A 20,018-nucleotide genomic window follows, 5' to 3' on the forward strand; every position below is an offset into this window, starting at 1 on the left:
GGCCGTATCAGTCATCAGGGCCGTGCCGTGGGATGACTAGGGCCGAGCGGGGCCGGTCCGCAAGGCCCCGTCAGGTCTCGGCCATCGCGGCCGCTTTCTTGTAGATGCTGTTGACGGGATGCTTGAACAGGCGGCGCACCATCGGCTCGAACTCCGCAAGCGGCAACGTCTCGGCCGTCGGGTCGAAGGCCGGGCTGTCATACAGCTCGCAGAACTCCGCCGTGCGGTCGTAGTGCGGATGCCCGGCGAACTGCTCGCGCATGTCGCGGTCCATGCCCAGATGATGGAAGAAGTAGTGCCCCTGGAAGATCCCGTGGTTCTGAACCATCCAGTGATCGGCTTCGCTCACGAACGGCTTCAGCACCGCTGCGGCAATGTCCGGGTGGTTGAAGGTTCCCAAGGTGTCGCCGATGTCGTGCAGTAAGGCGCAACATACGTACGCTTCATCGCGACCGTCGCGCAAGGCCAGGGTTGCAGTTTGCAAGGAGTGGTCAAGCCGGTCGACAGGAAAGCCGCCAAAGTCGCCCCGAAGCAGACTCAGGTGATGAAGGACTCGGTCGGCTAGCCCTTGGGAGAACGATTGAAACTCACCCGCGATTGCCATCCAATCTTGGGCCGTGCTTTCTTGGAATCTGCGAAATGTTGCGCGCTCAGTCATGGGTGTCAACCAGTGTGATGAAGGATTGCACATGGTACGGATGGGCATGCGCGCGCGAATGCAATGCAGCTGACATTCCACGGGTAAGTCCTAGGGTCAGTCGCTCGCGGCGCCGTGCTCAGGCCTCGCTGAGCGCGCGCAGCGTCTGCTCCGACTCGATGACGATGCGGCCGTACGACAGCGACAGTGCACCCGTCGCGGCCAGGGCCTTGAGCTCCAGGGACAAGGTCTGGCGGGTGAGGCCCAGCATCATCGCGAGGGTCTCCTGTGTGATGGGAATCATCCGCCTGGAACGGGGCAAGGCCGGGGCGTCGCCGCGCGCCAGCCTGAGCAATCGCCGCACGACGCGAGCGCGCGTGCTACGCAGCGCCGCATCCTCGAAGAAACTGAACATGGTTCGGGTGCGCGCGGTCTGCAGGACCGCAATCGCCCGTGCGAACCGGGCATTCAGCATCAATTGCTCGAACAGTGGCGGCGCGATGTGCAGCACGTCGGCGTTGCGCACGGCATGGATGTCGTGCGTGCGGGGCAATCCGTCGAGCGACGATGCCTCGCCGCACCAATCCCCCGGCTCGAGCAAGCCGAAAATCATCTGCCGCCCGTCTTCAAGGACCGAGGAGGCAGCGAGAGCACCACTCACCACGCCGAAAAACCCGTTCGCCGGATCCCCCGTGCGCACAACGAACTCGCCGCTTCTGACACGAAACGGGCGCCCTTGCGTTAGCAATGCCTCTTGCGACGCCGGTTCAAGCGACTCGAACCATGGGTCGCCAAAAATGCCCAGCAGCTCTTTGTATGGCGTCGACATTTGAGGATGCTCTGTTACCGGGGGGACGAGCCGCCCGGTCTGCGCATCGCCGCCTTCAGTACGGCGAGGGAATGGCTTCCATTCACATCAAGCTGGAGGCAGGGCATATCTGGTCGCTTGGTTGGCACTGCACAATGAAGGATCGCATCATGCGCTGGCGGCATGCGGTTTCTGCCCCACGGCTGGTCATTCATGCAGTGGAGCAGCGTCCGAAATGGTCCAACGGGTGATCGCGCCTACCTGACCCGGACGACGACCTTTCCCTTGGCTCGGCCTTTCTCGACATAGGCCATGGCCTCGTTGGTCGAATCAAATGAAAAAACCCGATCCAATACCGGCCGTATTGCGCCGGCATCAATCAGTGAAGTGATCTCGCTCAACTGGCGCCCGCTGGCCTTCATGAAAAGGAATGAGTAATTCAGATTACGACGTATCGCCCGCTTCCGGACTCCGTAACTCAGGAGACGAACAGCCGATCTCACGAACCACGGTGCTCCGATGCCACGTGCGAAAGCGGGATCGGGAGGTCCGGAGATCGAGATGAGTGTTCCGCCGGGCCGAAGGACGCGCAGAGATTTCTCCAGCGCCGTTGCGTCTTGGCTGTGGAGGACAACATCGTAGCCCTGCAGTACTTTCTCGAAATCGTCTTTCTTGTAATCGATGACGACGTTTGCCCCGAGACCTCTTACCAGGTCGGTGTTGGCGCTGCTCGTGGTGGTGGCTACAGTGGCGCCAACATGCTTGGCCAACTGGATCGCAAATGTGCCTACGCCACCGGAACCCGCCTGGATGAATACCTTCTGTCCTTTCTTCAGATTGGCCTTCTCGATCAACGCTTGCCATGCCGTCAGCCCCACCAGGGGGATCGATGCGGCTTCTTCCATGCTCAGAGCCTTGGGCTTGATCGCCAAAGACGCTTCCTTCACCGCGATGTACTCGGCGAAGGTGCCGATGCGGAAATCATCAGGCCGGGAATAGACCTCGTCGCCCGGCTTGAACTGCCGGACGCGAGAACCGACCTCGACTACGACGCCGGCCACGTCGTGGCCCAGGACAACGGGCAAGCGATAGGGGAGGATCAGCTTGAACTCGCCGTCCCTGATCTTGGAATCCAGCAAATTCACACCTGCCGCATGGACCTGGACCATGACCTCATCCTCACCCAGCATCGGGCTCGGTACCTCCGCGGAACGCAACGCGCGCTGTTTCCCGTACCGATCGAGAAGAAATGCTTTCATGGTCGCGCTCATTCCTGACGCCCCCAGGTCTGCGAGCGGCCCAGCATTGGCACGCCAATGTAGCCGCGCACGCTGAGCGTCTTGCCATCGTCGGCCAGGCGGACCTTGCTGCGATAGACCTTGCCGTTGTCGGGATCAAGAATCTGACCGCCGACATACTCGTCGCCCTCCTTCTTCAGGCCACTCAGGATGACCAGGCCGATGACCGGCGCATTCTTGTTTGCGCCCTCGCATTTTTCGCACTTCGGATTCGGGTCTTCGCTCGGGGCGGGAAACACCCTTTCTATCTTGCCCTGAAGCGTTCCATTCGATTCCGTGATGCGGATCAGCGCGCGCGGCTTGCCGCTGACGTCGTCAACATTCTTCCACAGGCCAGCGGGCGAAGCATCGCCGGCCCGCACCGGAGGTGCCGCGAGCGCCGCGGCGAGAATCAGAGCGACGCCGGCCGCTTGTTTCAAACGAAGCGTTGCCATGGCTTCAACGGCTAACGTTGCCTGGCCAGCGCGTGACCGCCTGGCGATGCATGATGACATGGGCATTCCTTTCTCACAGATTGGATGACTGGGTATGTGCAACGTGGAAAAGCGCGCGAAGCGGGTAAGCGCCTACGCTTCAAGCCGCAGGTCTTTGCGAACCCCCGCATCCAGCACGCTGGCGGGCGCAAACCTGCGCAGCATGCGCATGCGCCTCGCCAGGCCGGGGGCGTAGTGAACTTTTGGATGCGTCGCCATGGCCGCCTTCAGCACGACGTCGGCCACCACTTCTGGCCCGTCCGCGTCAACGAGAACTTCCTTCACCCGCCTCTCCACGCCCGCGCGAATCTCTCGATACACATCGAGAGGGGCATCGGGTTTCATCAGGTTGGCATCGAAAGGGGTCTTGATGTAGGCCGGCTCGACCACCGAAACGCGGATCCCCAACGTGCGCAGCTCATGGTCGAGAGCTTCCGAATAGCCGGCCACCGCGTGCTTGGTGGCGGAATATAGCGCCATGTAAGGCATCGGCAAGAAGCCGAGCACGGAGCCAATGTTGATGATGCGGCCATCCCCTTGGTGACGCATATGTGGCACGACGGCCCGGGTCATACGGACTATCCCAAAGAAGTTCGTATCGAAGATCGACTGGGCCTGCTCGATCGAGCTCTCCTCCGCACCCGCCGGAGCGACCCCGAAGCCGGCGTTGTTGACGAGGAGATCAATACGGCTTTCCAGTTGCATCACCTTTGGGACAGCAGCATCGACGGATTCGTCCCTCGCTACGTCGAGAGACAGCAGCTCGAACGAGCGCTGACCGGTTGTGCCTGCGCGTCTACTGGTCCCGTACACCTTGTAGCCCGCCTTCGCGAGCCGCTCCGCGGTGGCTTGGCCGATGCCTGAGGAGGCCCCAGTAACGAGGGCAATCTTGCCGCGCATGTTCATGAAGTTTATCCGTCAGAGTGTGGAGTGCGGGATCGTCCGGGATGCGCGTTGAGGGCGATTCGACGTGGCGCTCCAATACGAGCGTCATCGTCATTTCGCATGATGAACATCATATTAATTGGCGAGCGAGATGATTTCATTAGCGAGAGTTCAGATTTTAGATACCAGGGGGGACCAGGCGTTTCAGCGCAGCTTCGAGCAGGCGGTCGGACAGTGCCGGCTCGTCGACTGCACGAGCCAGTACCAAGGCACCAACCATGGTGGCGATGGTCACGAGTGCTTGTTCGTGCGCATCGGGTTGTCCCCAGTCAGGAGATTGTCGGGCGACCAGGTCCGTCATCGCCTTGATGTGGCGGGTCGTCGCGCGGCGCACTTCGGGCGCCTGTCGCGGCGTTTCCGAGCCTAGCGCGGCCAAGGGACATCCCATCTCGACAAGTTCGAGGTGTTCCTTGGACAGATAGGCTCGAAGCATGGATTCCAAGGCCGTCTTGGGGGTCGCATTAGCCACAACGTCTTCCGCGACGGCCGCGGACTCCACACACGCTCGATCCGCGGCTTCTGCCAGCATGGCTTCGCGCGAGGGGAAATGAGCATAGAACGCCCCATGCGTCAGCCCGGCGTCCTTCATGATGTCGGCGACGCCAGCGCCGTCATAACCACTCCGCCGGATCGCCCGGGCAGCCGCGGCCACAATGCGTTCGTGCGACGCTTCCTTGGCAGCGCTTCTAGCGTTGATCTTCATAATTCGCATGATATATATCATACCAAATTTGCGCGATGTATGTACTGCGGTTTTCCCGCAGACGACAACGGCCTACTCAGCGTTCCCTTTACTGGCCTTCAGGGTTCGCTTGCCATCGGGTTCAGCGCTCGGCGAACCTCCCCATCCGGCTGTTGCATTGGCGGCCGAAGTCTCGGCACGCTTGCGATCTGCGCCAAGCCCGACGGCGATTGACACACATCGGCATCAGGATTTCAGCAGATGGATCCTCGCTGGCCGCGAAGTAGCCACCGAGCTCGAGCATGATGAATCCGTGCAAGGCGCTCCACAACTGGGTCGCAATCCGATCGGGACCGATCTTGCGCACGATGCCGCCTTCCACTAGGCGGGAGCACTCCCAATGCAAATACGCGTAGGACGCGGTGAACGATGCCGAGCGCTCTCTCGGCTCCGTCTCCGGCGTGCTTCGCGAGGAGCTATATCTGCCGTGGATCGACAGACCGAACATCAGGTTGTACAGATGAGGGTTGCTTCTCGCGAAGTCACGGCACGCGAGAGCCATCGCACATAGATCGACCATGGGATCGTCTGTGTTTGCAACCTGCCTGGGGTGATCGCTCTTTTGCTGCAAATTGATACGGTCGCGCTCCCAAATTTCTTGTGAATCAACGACTTGCGAAAGAGTCGACATTCTCGACAAAAGGGAAGTCGGAGAGCCTTGCTGCGAGCGGCTTTCAGGACGGTCACCGTATCAATCTACTGAGATGGACCCGGCGCCCCCTTCGCGGGACACTGTCGGCCTAACCTGACACGTGGAGGTGCATCATGGAAATCGACATCCTTGGCATCGATCTCGCCAAACATGTGTTCCAACTCCATGGCGCCGACCGGCGCGGACGGCCTGTGCATTGAGCGAAGGTCTCGCGTGGCTCGCTCCTGGAAGCCGTCCGCACACTGAAGCCGGGGGTGGTCGTCATGGAAGCCTGCGGCACCGCCCATCACTGGGCACGGCGCTTCCAATCGCTCGGCATTGAAGTCCGGCTGATCAGCCCACAGTATGTGTCGCCCTTCGTCAAGACCAACAAGAATGACCGCAACGACGCCGAAGCGATCGTCGAAGCCGCGAGCCGGCCCGCCATGCGCTTCGTTACAGTCAAATCGGTAGAGCAACAGGACATCCAGGCCGCGCACCGCATGCGCGCGATCCTGCTACGCCACCGTACTTCCATGATCAACCAGATGCGCGGCTTGCTCGGCGAGCGCGGATTCACGATTTCTCGCTCACCAGAGGCGTTCAAGCGTGCAATCCCGGAATTGCTTAGCAAGAGCGCCGGCGAACTGACGTCGTTCTGCCAGACGCTACTGACTGAACTGCTGCAGCATCTGCATGCGATCGAGGAGAGAGTCCACCTGATCGAAGCATCGATCCACTCGTTCATGAAGCGATCCGCACTGTGCAGGAAGATTGCGGAAGTGCCGGGCATCGGTCCGATCACCGCCACGGCCATGGTCGCCGTCGTCGGCGACGCGAAGCAGTTCAGGAATGGTCGACATCTGGCGGCATGGCTGGGGCTGGTGCCACGCCAGTACTCCTCGGGCGGCAAGCCTCGTCTGCACGGCATCAGCCGGCGTGGCGACACATACTTGCGGACTTTGCTCATTCACGGCGCGCGGGCCGTCCTGCGCTACGCAACCACCAAAGCGGATCCGCGGAGTGTCTGGCTGCAGCAACTGATCGCGCGGCGCGGGCACAACTGTGCGGCGGTTGCGCTTGCCAACAAGAACGCGCGCGTCATCCAGGCGCTGCTCAGCAGCGACTCGACCTATATGATGCGAAGCGCGGCATAACAGCCAAAACTGCTTGCAAGGAGGGAATACCCACGCAGGTTTGCGAAGCTTCTCAAAGCGATGACGAAATTGGTTGAACCAGCATCCTAAAACCTGTTTTTGCTGCCGGCTGCCGTATTCGGCGAGCCGTGAATCTGCTAAGGACGGGGTGCGCGGATCTCATCGAGGCTGCGGGCGCGTCGGCAAGCGCCCATCGGGCAAGCCGGATACATGCATGCAGACCGTTTCGACATCACGAACAAGAAGCTTGCAAAAGGCGTCGGGTCCATACATGCAGCAAAAGGACGATTACCCCGATTCGGCGTCAGGTCACCGCTCTCTGTCGCCGGCTGGAAGCGGAACAGGCCACCGATGCCCGGCAGCAGGTGGAAACGGCGGAGCATTCGTTCTCCCGACATCCCGGACCCCAGTCCGGTGCGCGCGATTGGCATTGACGGCGGGTACCTTCGGCTGGCGGGCCGCAAGCGCCGCCAGGACGGTTGGTTTGAAGTGATTGTCGGCAAGTCCGTGCGAGATGAGGGTGCCGGCCACAGCTTTGCCTACGTGCACAAGCTGGAGCATCGGCCGGCCGACCGCATGTTGAATTTCCTCCTGCGAGAAGGTGTGCAACCGGATCAACCGGTTACCTTTCTCTCGGACGGCGGGGATACCGTCCGGTCTGCCCAGTTCGGCTTTGGTGATCGCGGTGAGTGCATTCTCGATTGGTTTCACATCGCCATGCGGGTACAGAACCTCGAACAGATGATCAAAGGCCGGCCAGCACACAGCGATGGTCCGAGCAATGCGACATTGATCAAGGCGCTGCAAGGTGCCAAGTGGCACTTGTGGCACGGTTGCCCCTATCCAGCGTTGCTCCGGCTGGAAAACCTGGGCTGGGATCTCGACGCCGATGCCAGCCCCGAGGAGGCCAAGCTCCTTGGCAAGCTCGAGGAGTTGATCATTTATCTGGATAACAACAGGGGCTTCATCGTGAACTACGGTGACCGCTATCACCACGGGGAGCCCGTTGCATCGGGCTTCGTCGAGTCGGCCGTCAACCAGGTGATCAGCAAGCGGTTCGTCAAACGCCAACAGACGGCCTGGCGGCCGCGGCACGCGCACGCACTGCTACAAATCTGGACCGCCGTGCTTAATGACCAGCTCCGATCGCACGTTGAACGATGGTATCCCTCCATCGCCAGAGCAGAAAACCAGCTTAGTCAGCCCCCGCTTTGGCGCGGTCTCCCAATCAGATGTAGCGCTTGCTCGACCAACACTGCCTAGAATGAAGAAAGGGGCAGCTGACACTCGTCAACACCACCACCCTGGCAGTTGCCGACTGGCATACTCTCCTACCTATTCACGTTCACCACCACTCGCCCGAGCACCTTGCCTTCCAGCAGCTCCTTGGCGACAGGTATCGCCTGCTCAAGGCTGATCTCTTCCACTGCAGTAAGCAACTCGCTCACGCCCAGCGTTGCAGAAAGTTGACGCCAGGCTTCGATCCGCGCTGGTAGAGGACAATTGACACTGTCAACGCCGGCCAGGGTGACGCCGCGCACGATGAACGGCGCTACAGTCGAGGGAAAGTCCATGCCTTGCGCCAAGCCACACGCCGCTACGGTGCCGCCATACTTAGTGCTCGCACAGACATTGGCGAGAGTGTGGCTTCCCACCGAATCTACAGCGCCTGCCCAGCGCTCGCGCTGAAGTGGCTTACCCGGTTCGCTTAGCGTCTGGCGGTCGATGATCTCTGACGCGCCCAGCGCGCGAAGTCGATCGGCTTCCGTGGGACGCCCAGTGGACGCGACAACCGTGTAACCGCGCCTGGCAAGTAGGAACGTGGCAAAACTACCCACGCCGCCGTTGGCGCCGGTCACGAGGATCTCGCCCGAATCCGGCGTCACACCATTTCGCTCCAGGGCCAGCACGCACAGCATTGCGGTAAGGCCGCCTGTGCCGATAGCCATTGCGTCACGAGTGCTCAGCCCCTCCGGCAGTGGTACCAGAAAGCTGCCATTTACGGCGGCTTTCTGCGACAAACCACCCCAATATGACTCGCCCACACCCCAGCCGGTCAGAACAACCTTGCTGCCGACTGGATAACGCGGGTCCGCACTCTGCTCTACCGTTCCCGCGAAGTCGATACCCGGCACCATCGGCCATGTCCTTACCACGGGCCTGCGTCCGGTAATGGCCAACCCGTCCTTGTAGTTCAGCGTCGAGTAATCAATCGCTATCTTAACATCACCCGCAGGGAGTTTATCCGCGGTGAGCGTCTGCACCGACGCCTCGGTCTTTCCTTCGTTTTGATTGAGTAGAATTGCGCGAAACATGGTTCTCTCCGTTAAGGTAAATCAACCGCCTGAGCAAGGATAAAAGTTTGGTGCGGCTCCAACGAGCCGCCTCAGCATGCCAAGAAAGCAAGAGCCTTATTCACAAAGATGTGGTGATAATGAAAAATTCCGCCGTGACCCGAGCCCGGATAGATGCTCAAGGTTGAATTAGGTATCAGTCTGTGCAACGCAAAGGACTGCTCCGTGGGGACCATCACGTCATCATCCCCATTTGCAATGAAGGTCGGCTGAACAATCTCTTTCAGACGCGATGGGTCCTCATGTCCACAAGCCTTGATAGCCTCAACGTGCGCTTGCACCGTTTGCTCGCTAACTGGCTTAACGCGGTCCACCCTCCTATCCTGCAAACGCGTAAGAAAATCATTCGCAGCGGCTTGTCCGACCTCAGTCTGCGGGAAGAAAAGAAAGTGTTTTGGATGTTTATTCAGAGCTGCGCATTTAGCCATAACTTCTTGCATAAGATCGCTAAGTCTTGAACCACCATTGCCATCCCGAGCAATTCCGGCCGGTCCAGTTCCTGTAAGGATAAGCTTCCGCACCAGTTCCGAATGTGCAAGCGGAAGAGCTTGTGCTACATATCCTCCCAGCGAGAATGCAAAGACATCCACCCTTTCGTGCCCAAGGGCTCGAATGAACGAAGCAGAATCCTCAGCCATCTCGGTAACTGAACTTGGAGTAATCCCACTGGATCCGCCAACGCCTCGATTGTCGAAAACGATAACGTGATGACGAGTAGCAATACCGTCCACAATTCTGGGGTCCCAGTCGTCAATTACGGCCGTGAAGTGATGAAAAAATACCACGGGCTTACCACCGCGAGGTCCGCGTTCCCGATATGCAAACGACGTACCATTCACAGCGAGGTACTTTGTCTGAGCATGCTGATATCGGCTGGAACAACGCATCGGCGCGCAAGACCTCGGTCTGTGCACTCATGGCTAGGTTACTCCGTGGTTGGTTGTTGGCAGGCGACCGTGCTGGCCCGCTGCAAGTGGTCAAACAACTGCCGTTTCGAGGTCATCAAACTCCCCTGCCGGAACCTCGCTCCTTGATGCACAGCGCGTCGAAGAAGACTACCGGGTACATCCGTGTTGGCGGGTCAGACCTGCGCAGTCCGGTCGGGCGGTGGCATGCCGTCGTTGATGCATTGGCGAATCACCTCCAGGGTGCCCAAGTCCAATTCGCTCGCGTCCTCGACCCCGAAATGGCGGAGCCACTGTGCTACCAGTCTGACGCGCTCTGCATCGAGGCACCCGTCCGCCGCGGATTCTGGATTGTCGGGTGCCATACCTCCAGCAACCTCCGCGGCAGATAGCCGGTATGCGGTCGGCGCACCATCCATGAGCGCCCCCATCTGGCGGCCGATTCGACGATAGTGGTCGGACTTGACGTGCGCTTGGGTTGCAACATCGTCGGTATAGCGCTCAATGAACACGTATTCACGAGCTTCGTCGGAACGCCACAGGTCGTAAGACAGGCAACCCGCTTCGCGGCGCGACTCCGCAACCAGTCCGGCGGCTAGCGCTTCAAAGTGAGCCTCTTGGCCTTCTTTGATTTTAATCTTGGCAACGATTGCACGCATTTTCTGTCTCCCGATAGTCAGCCGCGCCCCAGCATTCCATGAAGTCGCCCTGCGACAATCTCTTCCGCCTGGCGCATGATTCTGCCGATTAGTTCTCCGACTTTGGGAATGTCGTGAATGAGGCCCGCAACCATGCCGCACGACCAGGCACCCACGTCGAGTTCGCCGTCTTTCATGACGCGCGGATAAATACCGGCGACTTCTTCCGCGATATCCGAGAAGGTTATGTCTGGCCCGAGCCGTCTTTCCTTTTCCAGTAGGCGCTCGACCCCGGCATTGTTTAGCACGCGTTCAGTGTTTCGGAGTGGGCGCATCACGAGCCGTGTATCCAATTCCGTCGCCGCGACGATGGCCTCCTTCACCTTTTGGTGCACTGGCGCTTCCTGCGTTGCAACAAAGCGCGTCCCCATGTTAATGCCGGACGCGCCCATCGCGAGCGCAGCCACCAGCGAGCGACCGTCCGCCATGCCACCCGACGCAACGAAAGGCACCCGTAGTTCGTCCGCGGAGCGGGGCAGCAGGATGAAATTGGGAACATCGTCTTCGCCCGGATGCCCGCCACATTCGAAGCCGTCCACACTGACCGCATCACAACCGATGCTCTCCGCCTTTAGCGCATGCCGCACCGATGTGCACTTGTGAATCACCTTGATTCCGGCTTCATGGAGCACGGGTAGCCACTTCACCGGATTGTTGCCGGCAGTTTCGACGATTTTCACGCCGCCGTCGATAATCGCCTTCAAGTAACCGGGATAGTCAGGCGGTACACGGGCAGGAAGGAAGGTGAGGTTGACGCCAAACGGCTTGTCGGTCATTTCCCGGCAACGCCGGATTTCACGGGCCAAGGCATCTGGACTCGGCTGGGTCAGCGCCGTGATGATGCCCAGGCCGCCGGCGTTTGACACTGCTGCGGCCAACTCCGCGAATCCGACGTAGTGCATGCCACCCTGAATGATGGGATGTTCGATGCCGAACAACTCGGTAATCTTCGTCTTCATCGACGAGCCTCCTTTGAATAGAGAAATGTTGATGGGTCAGAACTGGTCGGCAGGCAGCGCCATCAGGCAGGCGGCGCCCACTTCCACGCGCTCCCGAAATGCGAAGACCAGCGGCAGTTCGCGCGCGAACCAGTAGCGGGCAAGTTCCAGCTTGCGTTCGAGGAACCGCTTGTTGTCGGCGTCGGGCAGAAGACGAAGCGCGACGTTGGACATCTGCAGCCACATCCATGCACAGGCCACGATGCCCATCATTGCCAGGAAATCGCTGGACGATGCGCCTGCGTCGTACGGGTCCCGCGCGGGATCGGCAAACCATTTGGCGCACGCGCGGATTTCCTGCACGGCTTGCCGCAGTGCCTCGGCGTACGCGCGGAGTGGCTCCTGCTGTTCCGCCTCCGATGCGGTAGCGTCCACCAGGTCGAGGAAGTCGGCCAGCGCCCTCCCGCCTGCGGCCGGAAGCTTGCGCAGCACGAGGTCCAGCGCCTGCACGCCGTTCGCGCCTTCATAAAGCTGGAAGATGCGGCAGTCGCGCACGAGTTGTTCGACGCCGTTGTCGCGGATGTAGCCATGGCCGCCCATCAGTTGCATGGCGTCATTGGCCGACTCGAAGGAGCGGTCACTGAAAAATGCCTTGATGACCGGCGTCAGCAGACTGCCGGCTGCGCTCCGGTTTGCGCGTATCGCATCATCAGGCTCGTCGAGCAATGTCCGGACGTGCAGAGCCAAAGCACGGGCAGCTTCGAGGAAGGATGCCTGCTTGAGCAACAGCCGACGAACGTCGGGGTGGACCACGATGGGATCGGCGGCGCCACCGGTGCGGTCTTCCGCCTTCGCCGCGCGGCCAGCTAGTCGCTCGCGGGCGTAGTCGGCCGCATGGCCATAGGCCCTTGTCGCCGACGACACCGCCTGGAGCCCCGTGCCGAGGCGGGCCGAGTTCATCATGTCAAACATGCCGCTCATGCCAGCGGACGTCTTGCGCTGCTTGCCGCCCGACTGACTCGACTCACGCAGCGGATAGGCCAGCGCGTGCTCGAACGACATCGTGCAAGTGGCACTGCCCTTCAGGCCCATTTTGTGCTCGACACCGGCCACAACAACGCCATTTGGACCGCCCAGCGCACCGGTTTCAGAATCCACCACACGCTTCGATACCAGGAACAGCCGGACCGTCGACAAGTCCTCGCGAATGCGGCCGTCCTCGTCCGGGACCTTGGCCAGCACGAGATGGATAATGTTCTCGGTGAGGTCATGGTCCCCGCCGCTGATGAAGGTCTTGGTGCCGCTCAGCCGCCAGCTACCGTCCGGCTGCGGCACAGCGCGCGTCTTCATCAGGCGCAGGTCGGTACCGCAATGCGGCTCGGTCAGGCACATCGTACCGGCCCAGCGGCCCTCCACCATCGGCGGAACGACGTGCTGCAGCATCCACGGCTCGCCGTTGCGGCCGACTGTCGCGTGCGCCCCGCCCGTCAGCCCCGCGTAAAGTCCCAGCGAATTGCAGGCCGATGCAGTGAACTCGTGCACCGCCTGTCCAATCAATTCAGGCAAGCCGGTTCCGCCAAATTCCTCTGGAGCCGAGACCCGGTTCCAGCCCGCGTCGCATAGCGCGGCGTATCCGGCCCGATACCCATCAGGGGTCCTTACTACGCCGTCTTCGAAATGGCAACCTTCTTCGTCTGCCGGCCCGTCCAGCGGTGCCCAGACCTCTTCGAAGAAACGTGCCGCCTGTTCCAGCACCTGACGCGTATCGTCCCGCGTCATCTCGCCAAGCGCGTGCGGCGCGACGGGCGCGATGACGTCGTGCAGCAGAAAGACATAGTCGTCGACGGGAGCCTTGTATTTTGTAGACACAGCGATTCCTTCATGGTTGATGCAATGAATGGCGACACGTCAGGCGTTGCCGTGGCGGTAACCAATCTCCCAGACAAGCTTCGCCCAGGTGGCGTTGGTTTGCCGGTCCACCCCGTCTGTCTGTGCCGGACTCAGGGCTTGCGGCGGCGGGGCTCCGGCTCACGGTTAAACTTCCTCGGCGTGTCGAATTGCATATGGGACGGTGAAGCCGCGTAGCACTTCGGTCAACGCAGCGTCGTCCACCTCGCCTCGCGGCACACGAATCTCGACGAAAAACCCTCGGCTGCCCCGGTCACTCACTTGCACCGAGGTATGTGCGCCCCGGCCGATGCTGTCGAGCGCGGCGCGGAACATCCGCTCAATGGCGTCGACGCGCAGCAGGTTCTTCTGAATCTTGCCCACCGAGGTCTTCGGCATTTCCGGCAGCACGGAGCAGTACTTCGGTATCGCGGCGCGCTCGGGCACGTGGGCGGTGGCGTATTGCAGTATGCAATCTGCGGATGCCGTCGCTCCCGGCTTCAGCACCACGTAGGCGACCGGTATCTCGCCGGCATGCGCATCAGGGGCGCCGACCACTGCAGCATCCTGGATGGCGGGATGGCCGAACAGCACCTCTTCTACCATCCTCGGGTCGATGTTGTGGCCGCCACGGATAATGAGATCCTTGGCGCGGCCCGTTATCCACAGCCAGCCGTCCGCGTCGAAGTAACCAAGGTCGCCGGTGTCGAACCAGTCGCCGTCGAACCAACGCGCTGCCTGCTCCTGCCCCAGGTAGCCCGGGAAGACCGAAGGGCCACGCGCGATGACCAGGCCGGGTTCGCCTGGCGCGCAGTCCCGGGCCGCCTTCCCTTCCCCATCCGGATGCACGATGCGCACCTGCTGGTACGGCAGGCGTACACCGGAGCTGCCGACCTTGACCTGCTCAGCGGGCGGCGTGATGCATGTGACCGCCGTGGTCTCGGTCATGCCCCAGCTTTCGCGGATACGCAAGCCAGTCATGCGATTGAATGCCTCGGCGACGGTGGTCGAAAGCGGCGCAGTCGACGAGGCGACGTAGGTGAGCGACGAGATGTCCGCGCCGTTGAGGGGAATCGACAGCACTTGATTAACCAGCGTTGGCACAAACGTCAGCATGTTCCCGCGAAATGCCTCCACGATGCGCCAGATATTGGGCAGCACGGACGGATGGCGGAATCCGGACGACGTCATAAGGACGACCGTCGAACCTTTCGCCAACGGGCTGTAGCAACTGACCACCGCGCCGGCTACGTGGAAGACCGGCACGCCGACCAGCAGCACGTCAGTCGAATCGAACCCGGTCAAGTACTTCGATGCCCACACCCAGAACACCTGGTTGCGGTGCAGGTGACGCGCCAGCTTCGGGACACCGGTCGTCCCACCGGTGTGAAAAAGAGACGCGGTGTCGTCGGGCGAGAAAACCCGCCCTGAGAGAAGGCGGTCCGCCGGATAGCGCTCCACGGCTTCGGCGAAGTCAATCACTGGCACACCCTCCACCGACGCCGGTCCCGAACCGCCCACGCGAACCACCGCAGCCAGCGAGGGCAGACCACGCGCGACCGCTTCGGCCTTGGCCCAAATCTCCGTGTTCCCCTCACCGCCGAAAGCAACCACTACCTTCGTGCCGGCCGAGCGGAACATTTCGATGAGGTTATCCGGCTCCAACATCCAGTTGGCCGGATTCACGATGCCCGCCGCCTGAGCGCCCCACAGGACGAATTGCGACTCTGGAATCGCGGGCATCAGCACCGAGACGACGTCGTCCTTGCCGACACCCAAGTCACCGAACAGGTTGGCTGTCTGGTGGATCTTCTCGCGCAACTCGGCGTACGTGACATGGCGGCCGGTCTCCAAAGGTCGTGCGCCGTCCGTAAAGAAGTGAATGGCGACCTTGGACGGTGCGATAGCACAGCCGTCCATCAGCATCTCGTAGGTGGACGCCGGCAGCTCGCGGTCCGCAAGCGGGACTCGTTCGAAGCGGGCCACGTCGGCTTGGCTCAGCAGGACTTCGGACGTCCAGTACTTAGGCATTGAGGTGGTCATGGGTTGCTCGTTTTTCCGCGTTCATTCGCGCTCGAGTTTGATATCGCTTGCCAGACGCGCGAAGCGGCTGGACTCCTGGCCGAAGTAGCTGGCGGACTGTTCGAGGTCCATGACGGCACCGACCGAATTGCCTTGCTCCGCTACCCAATCGCGAAAGGTCGGCTCGTCAATGATATGGTTAGCCGCCTTGCTGACAGCCTCCGCGGTTGCCTTCGGAAGCTTTGAGGACACGAAGAGCCCCGTCCACATCGCATAGTGGAAGCCGCGCAATGCCGGGATGTCGTCAACCGACGGGACATTTGGCATTCCGGCATGCCGGTCCGCCGAGAGAACGCCCAGCACCTTAATTCTTCCGGCCTTTGCCGCCTGGATGTAGCTTGGGATTAGGGGCAGGAAAATAATGTCAATCTGGCCGGCCATCACGTCCTGCATCGCGGGGGCGCCACCCTTGTAGGGCACGTGGGTGACAGGGATATTGAGGCGCCTGCCAAAGTCGATGCCCACCATGTGGAAGAGGGAGCCAGTTCCCGTACTGCCGAACGAAAGCGGCCGCGCGCCTGGTTGCTTCGCCTTGTCGACAAGCTCTTTCAGGCTATTGACCGGATGGTCCGGTCTTGCCATGACGGCCAGCACGCCCGTTTGCAATTGCGCCACCATGCGGAAGTCGTCCGGCTTGTAGCGCACGCTCTTCATCGCCAGCGGCGGCAGCGTCAGTTCGTTCGGCGACGCCACCAGCATCGTCAGCATCTCTGCGTCGGCGTTGAGCAGCCGTTGGGCGCCGAGAGAGCCCGAGGCGCCTCCGAAGTTCTCGACGACGACAGTCCGGCCCAGGCGCGTGCCAAGTTCGGACTGAATCCGCCGTGCGACCATGTCGAACGCGCTTCCGGCCGGATACGGAACAATCATTGAGGCCGTGGTGCGAGCAGGTGACTGAGCCAAGGCCCCGGTGCCTCCCCACATGCCGGCTATCAGCAAAGACGCAGCGGCGAGACCGGTGCGTCCAAGTCTTGGAATGAGTAAAGCCATCTTGTTGTCTCCAGTATTTATATTTCTACGACGGGCGACATTCCCGCCGGACGCAGGGTGCCGCCGCGCACGACTGACATCGTCGCGGCGCCACATCGTGTCGGTGGTCGGCGGGAGGACTCGTCTAGAAGTACAGCTTGGCCAGGGATTCGGCGATGCAGACGGGCTTGGCAGCGCCCTCCATCTCGAACGTGACCTTCCACATCACTTTCACTCCACCCTGCCCTTCGTCATCAACGTCGTGCAGAACGGCCCGCACTCGTACTTTCGCGCCAACCGGTACTGGCCCGGTGAAACGAACCCGGTTCAGGCCGTAATTGACGCCCGCCCGCATCCCCTCAAAACTGGTCACCTGGGCCATCAGCATCGGCAGCAGCGACAGCGTGAGAAAGCCATGTGCGACGGGACCACCAAAAGGGGACTCCCGCCGGGCGCGCTCGGGGTCGACATGAATCCACTGATAGTCGCCCGTCGCCTCCGCAAACAGGTTCACTTCGTGTTGCTTGACCTGGTGCCATGGACTGGGCCCGGCCTCCTTTCCCCTGAACGCCTTCAAGGCTTCGATCGACGTAAAAGTCTGCATGGTTGTTCCCCTGTCTGCGTGAATGAAGGCAAGCGCTGCCTCAGCGCCCCTGGAACCTCGCCTCGCGACGCTCAACGAAGGACTGGATGCCCTCCTTGAAGTCTTCCGAGGCAAATACCTGGTCGCGCACCTGGGGGATGACTTCGATGGCGGCCTTTTCGCCGTGTTCGATATAGGTCAGCGCCGCTGCCTTGGTCGCACGCAAGCCGATGGGCGCCACCTTGCAAATAAGACGGGCAATCTCCATCGCCCGTTCGCGGTGCCTGCCATAGGGATGGACTTCCTGAACGAAGCCGCAGCGGTACGCTTCGGCTGCCGAGAATTCGTCGCACAGGAACAGGTGGTACATCGCGTTGCCCCAACCCGTCCGCGTCAGATAGCGGAAGTGGGCGCCGCCGAGCGGGGCGATACCGCGCTTCGATTCAAGCTGGCAAAAGCGAGCGGTATCGGCCGCAATCACGATATCGGAAGCAAGCATCTGCTCGATACCAATTGTGTAGGTAATTCCGTGGACCACCGAGATAAGCGGCTTGCGGCAGCGCTTCTCGAGTCCGAACGGGTCGACCTGGTCGTCCGGGATGGGCTTGGCCGTGGCAGTCGGGCCGAAGAACTTCGGCATGTCCAGGCCGGCCGTGGTGTGCTCGCCGGCCGGGTCGAGCACGGCCACCCACAGGTTGTCGTCGTTGTCGAACTCGGTCAGCCGCTGCGAAAGCTGCTGCATCAGTTCAGGCGTGATGGCGTTCTTCTTGGCGGCGTTGTCCAGCGAGATGATCGCGACGTGGTCTTCGACCGTCATGCGGACTTCGGGCGTGGCTGCAGTGTTGCTCATGGTGTTCTTCCTTCGATTCGGGACGTCTGGGTTACGTAATGAATGTCTTCAGACCGCGCTTAAACCGCTGTGATGCCACCGTCGACAGCCAGGATCTGGCCGGTGATGTGCTTGCCCGCATCGCTCGCGAACAGCAGCGCCGCGCCTTTCAGGTCGTCGTCGTCGCCAATGCGTTGCAAAGGTACCTGCTCCGACAACTTCTCGACACCTACCTTCTCGATAGTCCCCTTCGTCATCTTCGACGGGAAGAAGCCCGGCGCGAGCGCATTGACCGTGATGCCGTAGGGACCCCACTCGCTAGCCAGTGCGCGCGTGAAGTTCACCACTGCACCCTTGCTGGTGTTGTAAGCGATGGTCGGCTGGGCATTGGGACCGTTGCCGATCAGGCCGGCAATCGACGCGAGATTGACGATGCGCCCGTAGCGGTTGGGAATCATCGACAGCTTCCCAATCTTTTGCGTGAGCAGGAAAATCGACCGCACGTTCAGGTTCATGAGCTTGTCCCAGGCGGCCAGCGGATGGTCGACAGCGCTTGCGCCCCACGTCGCACCGGCGTTGTTGACCAGGATGTCGACCTTGCCCAGTCGCTCCATTGCCTCGTTGGCGAGGCGCTCGATGTCGTCCTCCGAGGCGTTGTCGGCCGCAATCCAGCTTGCGTCAACCCCGAGGCTGGCAAGATGCTCCTGCGCGGACTGGAGCGCATCAGCCTTGCGTGATGAAATCACAACGCGAGCGCCTTGCGTGCCGAGCGCCTCGGCAATTTGCAAGCCCAGCCCGCTGGATCCGCCGGTAACGAGAGCCGTGCGGCCCTTCAGGTCGAAAAGATTTGCTACAGCCGTCATTGCTGTCTCCTTCTTGGTGATTAGAACGTTGTCAAAGCACTTCAAACAGCCCGGCAGCGCCCTGACCGCCACCGATGCACATGGTCACTACGACGTACTTGACGCCGCGGCGCTTGCCCTCAATTAGCGCGTGCCCGGTCAGTCGCGAACCGCTGACGCCATAGGGATGACCAACCGCGATGGCACCGCCGTTGACGTTGAGCCGGTCATCGGGAATGCCCAGCTTGTCACGGCAATAGAGCACCTGACAGGCAAACGCCTCATTCAGCTCCCACAGTCCAACGTCTTCCAGCTTGACGCCGGCCCGATCCAGCAGGCGCGGGACAGCGAACGCGGGACCGATGCCCATCTCGTCGGGCTCGCAGCCAGCAATTGCGAACCCACGGAACAGCCCGAGGGGCTCGATGCCGCGGCGCTCGGCGAGTTTCGCGTTCATCACCACGCAGGCCGAGGAGCCGTCCGAGAACTGGCTTGCATTGCCCGCCGTGACGACACCTCCCGGCAAGGCGGGACGGATACGCGACACCGCCTCCAGCGTCGTATCGGGTCGGATGCCTTCATCCTCGGAGATGACGACTTGACGAGTCGTGACGCGACCCGCCTCGTCGACCACGCCCATCGTGGTCGTCATCGGCACAATCTCGTCGTCGAATTTTCCGGCGGCCCGCGCCGCAGCCGCACGCTGCTGGCTGCGCACGCCGTACGCGTCCTGTGCTTCCCTGGTGATGCCGTAGCGCTTCGCCACCGTCTCGGCGGTCTGCACCATGCTCCAGTACAGCTCGGGCTTGTGCTCGACCAACCAAGGGTCGCACGCCATGTGGGTGTTGGCCTGGTTCTGCACACAGGAAATCGATTCGACGCCGCCAGCGACGATGGCTGGGGCGCCCTCCAGAATCACGCGTTGCGCGGCCATCGCAATGGTCTGGAGCCCCGACGAACAGAATCGGTTGACGCTCACGCCTCCCGTTGTCACCGGCAGGCCGGCACGCAGGGCGATGGCGCGGGCGATGTTGCCGCCGGTGGTGCCTTCACCGAAGGTCCCGCCCATGATGCAGTCCTCGAGTTCGGACGGATCCAGGCCCGAGCGGGCCACCGCGTGGTACACCGCATGCGCGCCCAGCGTGGCGCCATGGGTCATGTTGAAGGCGCCCTTCCAGCTCTTGGCCAGGCCGGTGCGAGCAGTCGAAACGATGACAGCCTCATTCATGATGGTCTTCCGTAG

At 61.4% G+C, this 20,018-nt stretch carries 20 protein-coding genes and 1 pseudogene; 3 read left to right on the forward strand and 18 right to left on the reverse strand.

What is annotated here, in order from left to right:
- Positions 1-70: 70 nt before the first annotated feature.
- Together ACZY0R_RS25585 and ACZY0R_RS25590 are read right to left on the reverse strand one after the other, a co-directional pair.
- Positions 71-658, reverse strand: a complete 588-nt coding sequence (locus tag ACZY0R_RS25585) for an HD domain-containing protein (RefSeq protein WP_043420468.1) — start codon at positions 656-658, stop codon at positions 71-73.
- A 118-nt stretch (positions 659-776) separates the two neighbouring features.
- Complete coding sequence (locus tag ACZY0R_RS25590) at positions 777-1,466, reverse strand: Crp/Fnr family transcriptional regulator (RefSeq protein WP_006159895.1); 690 nt, start codon at positions 1,464-1,466, stop codon at positions 777-779.
- Between the two features lie 71 nt (positions 1,467-1,537).
- On the opposite strand from ACZY0R_RS25590, the gene ACZY0R_RS25595 reads away from it, so the two are divergent.
- A complete protein-coding gene (locus tag ACZY0R_RS25595) occupies positions 1,538-1,696 on the forward strand; it encodes a hypothetical protein (RefSeq protein ID WP_488862263.1) in 159 nt (52 codons plus the stop codon).
- Between the two features lie 6 nt (positions 1,697-1,702).
- Here the strand turns inward: ACZY0R_RS25595 and ACZY0R_RS25600 are convergent, their stop codons facing one another.
- The 5 genes from ACZY0R_RS25600 to ACZY0R_RS25620 all read right to left on the reverse strand — a co-directional run bounded on the left by ACZY0R_RS25600 (position 1,703) and on the right by ACZY0R_RS25620 (position 5,534).
- The gene (locus tag ACZY0R_RS25600; protein WP_488862265.1) at positions 1,703-2,704 is read right to left on the reverse strand and encodes an NADP-dependent oxidoreductase; all 1,002 of its coding nucleotides are present in this window, start codon (positions 2,702-2,704) and stop codon (positions 1,703-1,705) included.
- Between the two features lie 8 nt (positions 2,705-2,712).
- Positions 2,713-3,177 (reverse strand): DUF2147 domain-containing protein, encoded by a 465-nt coding sequence (locus tag ACZY0R_RS25605; protein WP_488862267.1) that lies wholly within the window; start codon positions 3,175-3,177, stop codon positions 2,713-2,715.
- A 132-nt stretch (positions 3,178-3,309) separates the two neighbouring features.
- Entirely contained in the window at positions 3,310-4,122 is an 813-nt protein-coding gene (locus tag ACZY0R_RS25610) for an oxidoreductase (RefSeq protein ID WP_488862269.1), read from the reverse strand.
- 157 nt (positions 4,123-4,279) lie between these two features.
- Positions 4,280-4,885, reverse strand: coding sequence for a TetR/AcrR family transcriptional regulator (locus ACZY0R_RS25615; RefSeq protein WP_488862271.1), 606 nt, complete (start codon positions 4,883-4,885; stop codon positions 4,280-4,282).
- Positions 4,886-4,985: 100 nt separating this feature from the next.
- Complete coding sequence (locus ACZY0R_RS25620; protein ID WP_488862273.1) at positions 4,986-5,534, reverse strand: TetR-like C-terminal domain-containing protein; 549 nt, start codon at positions 5,532-5,534, stop codon at positions 4,986-4,988.
- Between the two features lie 134 nt (positions 5,535-5,668).
- Between ACZY0R_RS25620 and ACZY0R_RS25625 the strand changes: the two are divergent.
- Together ACZY0R_RS25625 and ACZY0R_RS25630 are read left to right on the forward strand one after the other, a co-directional pair.
- A pseudogene (locus ACZY0R_RS25625) lies at positions 5,669-6,691 on the forward strand (IS110 family RNA-guided transposase).
- Between the two features lie 351 nt (positions 6,692-7,042).
- Positions 7,043-7,954: an ISKra4 family transposase gene (locus ACZY0R_RS25630; RefSeq protein ID WP_488866158.1), complete on the forward strand. Its 912-nt coding sequence runs from the start codon at positions 7,043-7,045 to the stop codon at positions 7,952-7,954.
- A 68-nt stretch (positions 7,955-8,022) separates the two neighbouring features.
- Here the strand turns inward: ACZY0R_RS25630 and acuI are convergent, their stop codons facing one another.
- The 11 genes from acuI to ACZY0R_RS25685 form a co-directional block, all read right to left on the reverse strand.
- Complete coding sequence (gene acuI / locus ACZY0R_RS25635; RefSeq protein WP_488862275.1) at positions 8,023-9,006, reverse strand: acrylyl-CoA reductase (NADPH); 984 nt, start codon at positions 9,004-9,006, stop codon at positions 8,023-8,025.
- Between the two features lie 71 nt (positions 9,007-9,077).
- Complete coding sequence (locus tag ACZY0R_RS25640) at positions 9,078-9,830, reverse strand: alpha/beta fold hydrolase (RefSeq protein WP_488862276.1); 753 nt, start codon at positions 9,828-9,830, stop codon at positions 9,078-9,080.
- A gap of 296 nt (positions 9,831-10,126) precedes the next feature.
- Positions 10,127-10,609, reverse strand: coding sequence for a putative quinol monooxygenase (locus ACZY0R_RS25645; RefSeq protein WP_488862278.1), 483 nt, complete (start codon positions 10,607-10,609; stop codon positions 10,127-10,129).
- 17 nt (positions 10,610-10,626) lie between these two features.
- Positions 10,627-11,607 carry an NAD(P)H-dependent flavin oxidoreductase gene (locus ACZY0R_RS25650; protein ID WP_488862280.1) on the reverse strand — a complete coding sequence of 327 codons (981 nt, stop codon included), beginning with the start codon at positions 11,605-11,607 and terminating at the stop codon, positions 10,627-10,629.
- A 36-nt stretch (positions 11,608-11,643) separates the two neighbouring features.
- Positions 11,644-13,365: an acyl-CoA dehydrogenase family protein gene (locus ACZY0R_RS25655; RefSeq protein WP_488866160.1), complete on the reverse strand. Its 1,722-nt coding sequence runs from the start codon at positions 13,363-13,365 to the stop codon at positions 11,644-11,646.
- Positions 13,366-13,620: 255 nt separating this feature from the next.
- Positions 13,621-15,516: an acyl-CoA synthetase gene (locus ACZY0R_RS25660; protein WP_488862282.1), complete on the reverse strand. Its 1,896-nt coding sequence runs from the start codon at positions 15,514-15,516 to the stop codon at positions 13,621-13,623.
- Between the two features lie 21 nt (positions 15,517-15,537).
- Positions 15,538-16,542, reverse strand: a complete 1,005-nt coding sequence (locus ACZY0R_RS25665; RefSeq protein WP_488862284.1) for a Bug family tripartite tricarboxylate transporter substrate binding protein — start codon at positions 16,540-16,542, stop codon at positions 15,538-15,540.
- 124 nt (positions 16,543-16,666) lie between these two features.
- Positions 16,667-17,125 carry a MaoC family dehydratase gene (locus ACZY0R_RS25670; RefSeq protein WP_488862286.1) on the reverse strand — a complete coding sequence of 153 codons (459 nt, stop codon included), beginning with the start codon at positions 17,123-17,125 and terminating at the stop codon, positions 16,667-16,669.
- A gap of 40 nt (positions 17,126-17,165) precedes the next feature.
- Positions 17,166-17,954, reverse strand: coding sequence for a crotonase/enoyl-CoA hydratase family protein (locus tag ACZY0R_RS25675; protein ID WP_488862288.1), 789 nt, complete (start codon positions 17,952-17,954; stop codon positions 17,166-17,168).
- A 59-nt stretch (positions 17,955-18,013) separates the two neighbouring features.
- A complete protein-coding gene (locus ACZY0R_RS25680) occupies positions 18,014-18,796 on the reverse strand; it encodes an SDR family oxidoreductase (protein WP_488862290.1) in 783 nt (260 codons plus the stop codon).
- Between the two features lie 31 nt (positions 18,797-18,827).
- Entirely contained in the window at positions 18,828-20,003 is a 1,176-nt protein-coding gene (locus ACZY0R_RS25685; protein WP_488862292.1) for an acetyl-CoA C-acyltransferase, read from the reverse strand.
- Positions 20,004-20,018 lie beyond the last annotated feature (15 nt).

Source organism: Cupriavidus sp. F041, assembly GCF_057814235.1.

Bases quoted from the DNA above. Each gene is read 5' to 3' on its own strand.
- ACZY0R_RS25600 (WP_488862265.1), bottom strand. From the start codon at position 2,704: ATGAAAGCATTTCTTCTCGATCGGTACGGGAAACAGCGCGCGTTGCGT.
- ACZY0R_RS25585 (WP_043420468.1), bottom strand. From the start codon at position 658: ATGACTGAGCGCGCAACATTTCGCAGATTCCAAGAAAGCACGGCCCAA.
- ACZY0R_RS25645 (WP_488862278.1), bottom strand. From the start codon at position 10,609: ATGCGTGCAATCGTTGCCAAGATTAAAATCAAAGAAGGCCAAGAGGCT.
- ACZY0R_RS25670 (WP_488862286.1), bottom strand. From the start codon at position 17,125: ATGCAGACTTTTACGTCGATCGAAGCCTTGAAGGCGTTCAGGGGAAAG.
- acuI (WP_488862275.1), bottom strand. From the start codon at position 9,006: ATGTTTCGCGCAATTCTACTCAATCAAAACGAAGGAAAGACCGAGGCG.
- ACZY0R_RS25665 (WP_488862284.1), bottom strand. From the start codon at position 16,542: ATGGCTTTACTCATTCCAAGACTTGGACGCACCGGTCTCGCCGCTGCG.
- ACZY0R_RS25685 (WP_488862292.1), bottom strand. From the start codon at position 20,003: ATGAATGAGGCTGTCATCGTTTCGACTGCTCGCACCGGCCTGGCCAAG.
- ACZY0R_RS25610 (WP_488862269.1), bottom strand. From the start codon at position 4,122: ATGAACATGCGCGGCAAGATTGCCCTCGTTACTGGGGCCTCCTCAGGC.
- ACZY0R_RS25655 (WP_488866160.1), bottom strand. From the start codon at position 13,365: ATGACGCGGGACGATACGCGTCAGGTGCTGGAACAGGCGGCACGTTTC.
- ACZY0R_RS25615 (WP_488862271.1), bottom strand. From the start codon at position 4,885: ATGATATATATCATGCGAATTATGAAGATCAACGCTAGAAGCGCTGCC.
- ACZY0R_RS25630 (WP_488866158.1), top strand. From the start codon at position 7,043: ATGCCCGGCAGCAGGTGGAAACGGCGGAGCATTCGTTCTCCCGACATC.
- ACZY0R_RS25650 (WP_488862280.1), bottom strand. From the start codon at position 11,607: ATGAAGACGAAGATTACCGAGTTGTTCGGCATCGAACATCCCATCATT.
- ACZY0R_RS25595 (WP_488862263.1), top strand. From the start codon at position 1,538: ATGGCTTCCATTCACATCAAGCTGGAGGCAGGGCATATCTGGTCGCTT.
- ACZY0R_RS25675 (WP_488862288.1), bottom strand. From the start codon at position 17,954: ATGAGCAACACTGCAGCCACGCCCGAAGTCCGCATGACGGTCGAAGAC.
- ACZY0R_RS25590 (WP_006159895.1), bottom strand. From the start codon at position 1,466: ATGTCGACGCCATACAAAGAGCTGCTGGGCATTTTTGGCGACCCATGG.
- ACZY0R_RS25680 (WP_488862290.1), bottom strand. From the start codon at position 18,796: ATGACGGCTGTAGCAAATCTTTTCGACCTGAAGGGCCGCACGGCTCTC.
- ACZY0R_RS25605 (WP_488862267.1), bottom strand. From the start codon at position 3,177: ATGGCAACGCTTCGTTTGAAACAAGCGGCCGGCGTCGCTCTGATTCTC.
- ACZY0R_RS25660 (WP_488862282.1), bottom strand. From the start codon at position 15,516: ATGACCACCTCAATGCCTAAGTACTGGACGTCCGAAGTCCTGCTGAGC.
- ACZY0R_RS25620 (WP_488862273.1), bottom strand. From the start codon at position 5,534: ATGTCGACTCTTTCGCAAGTCGTTGATTCACAAGAAATTTGGGAGCGC.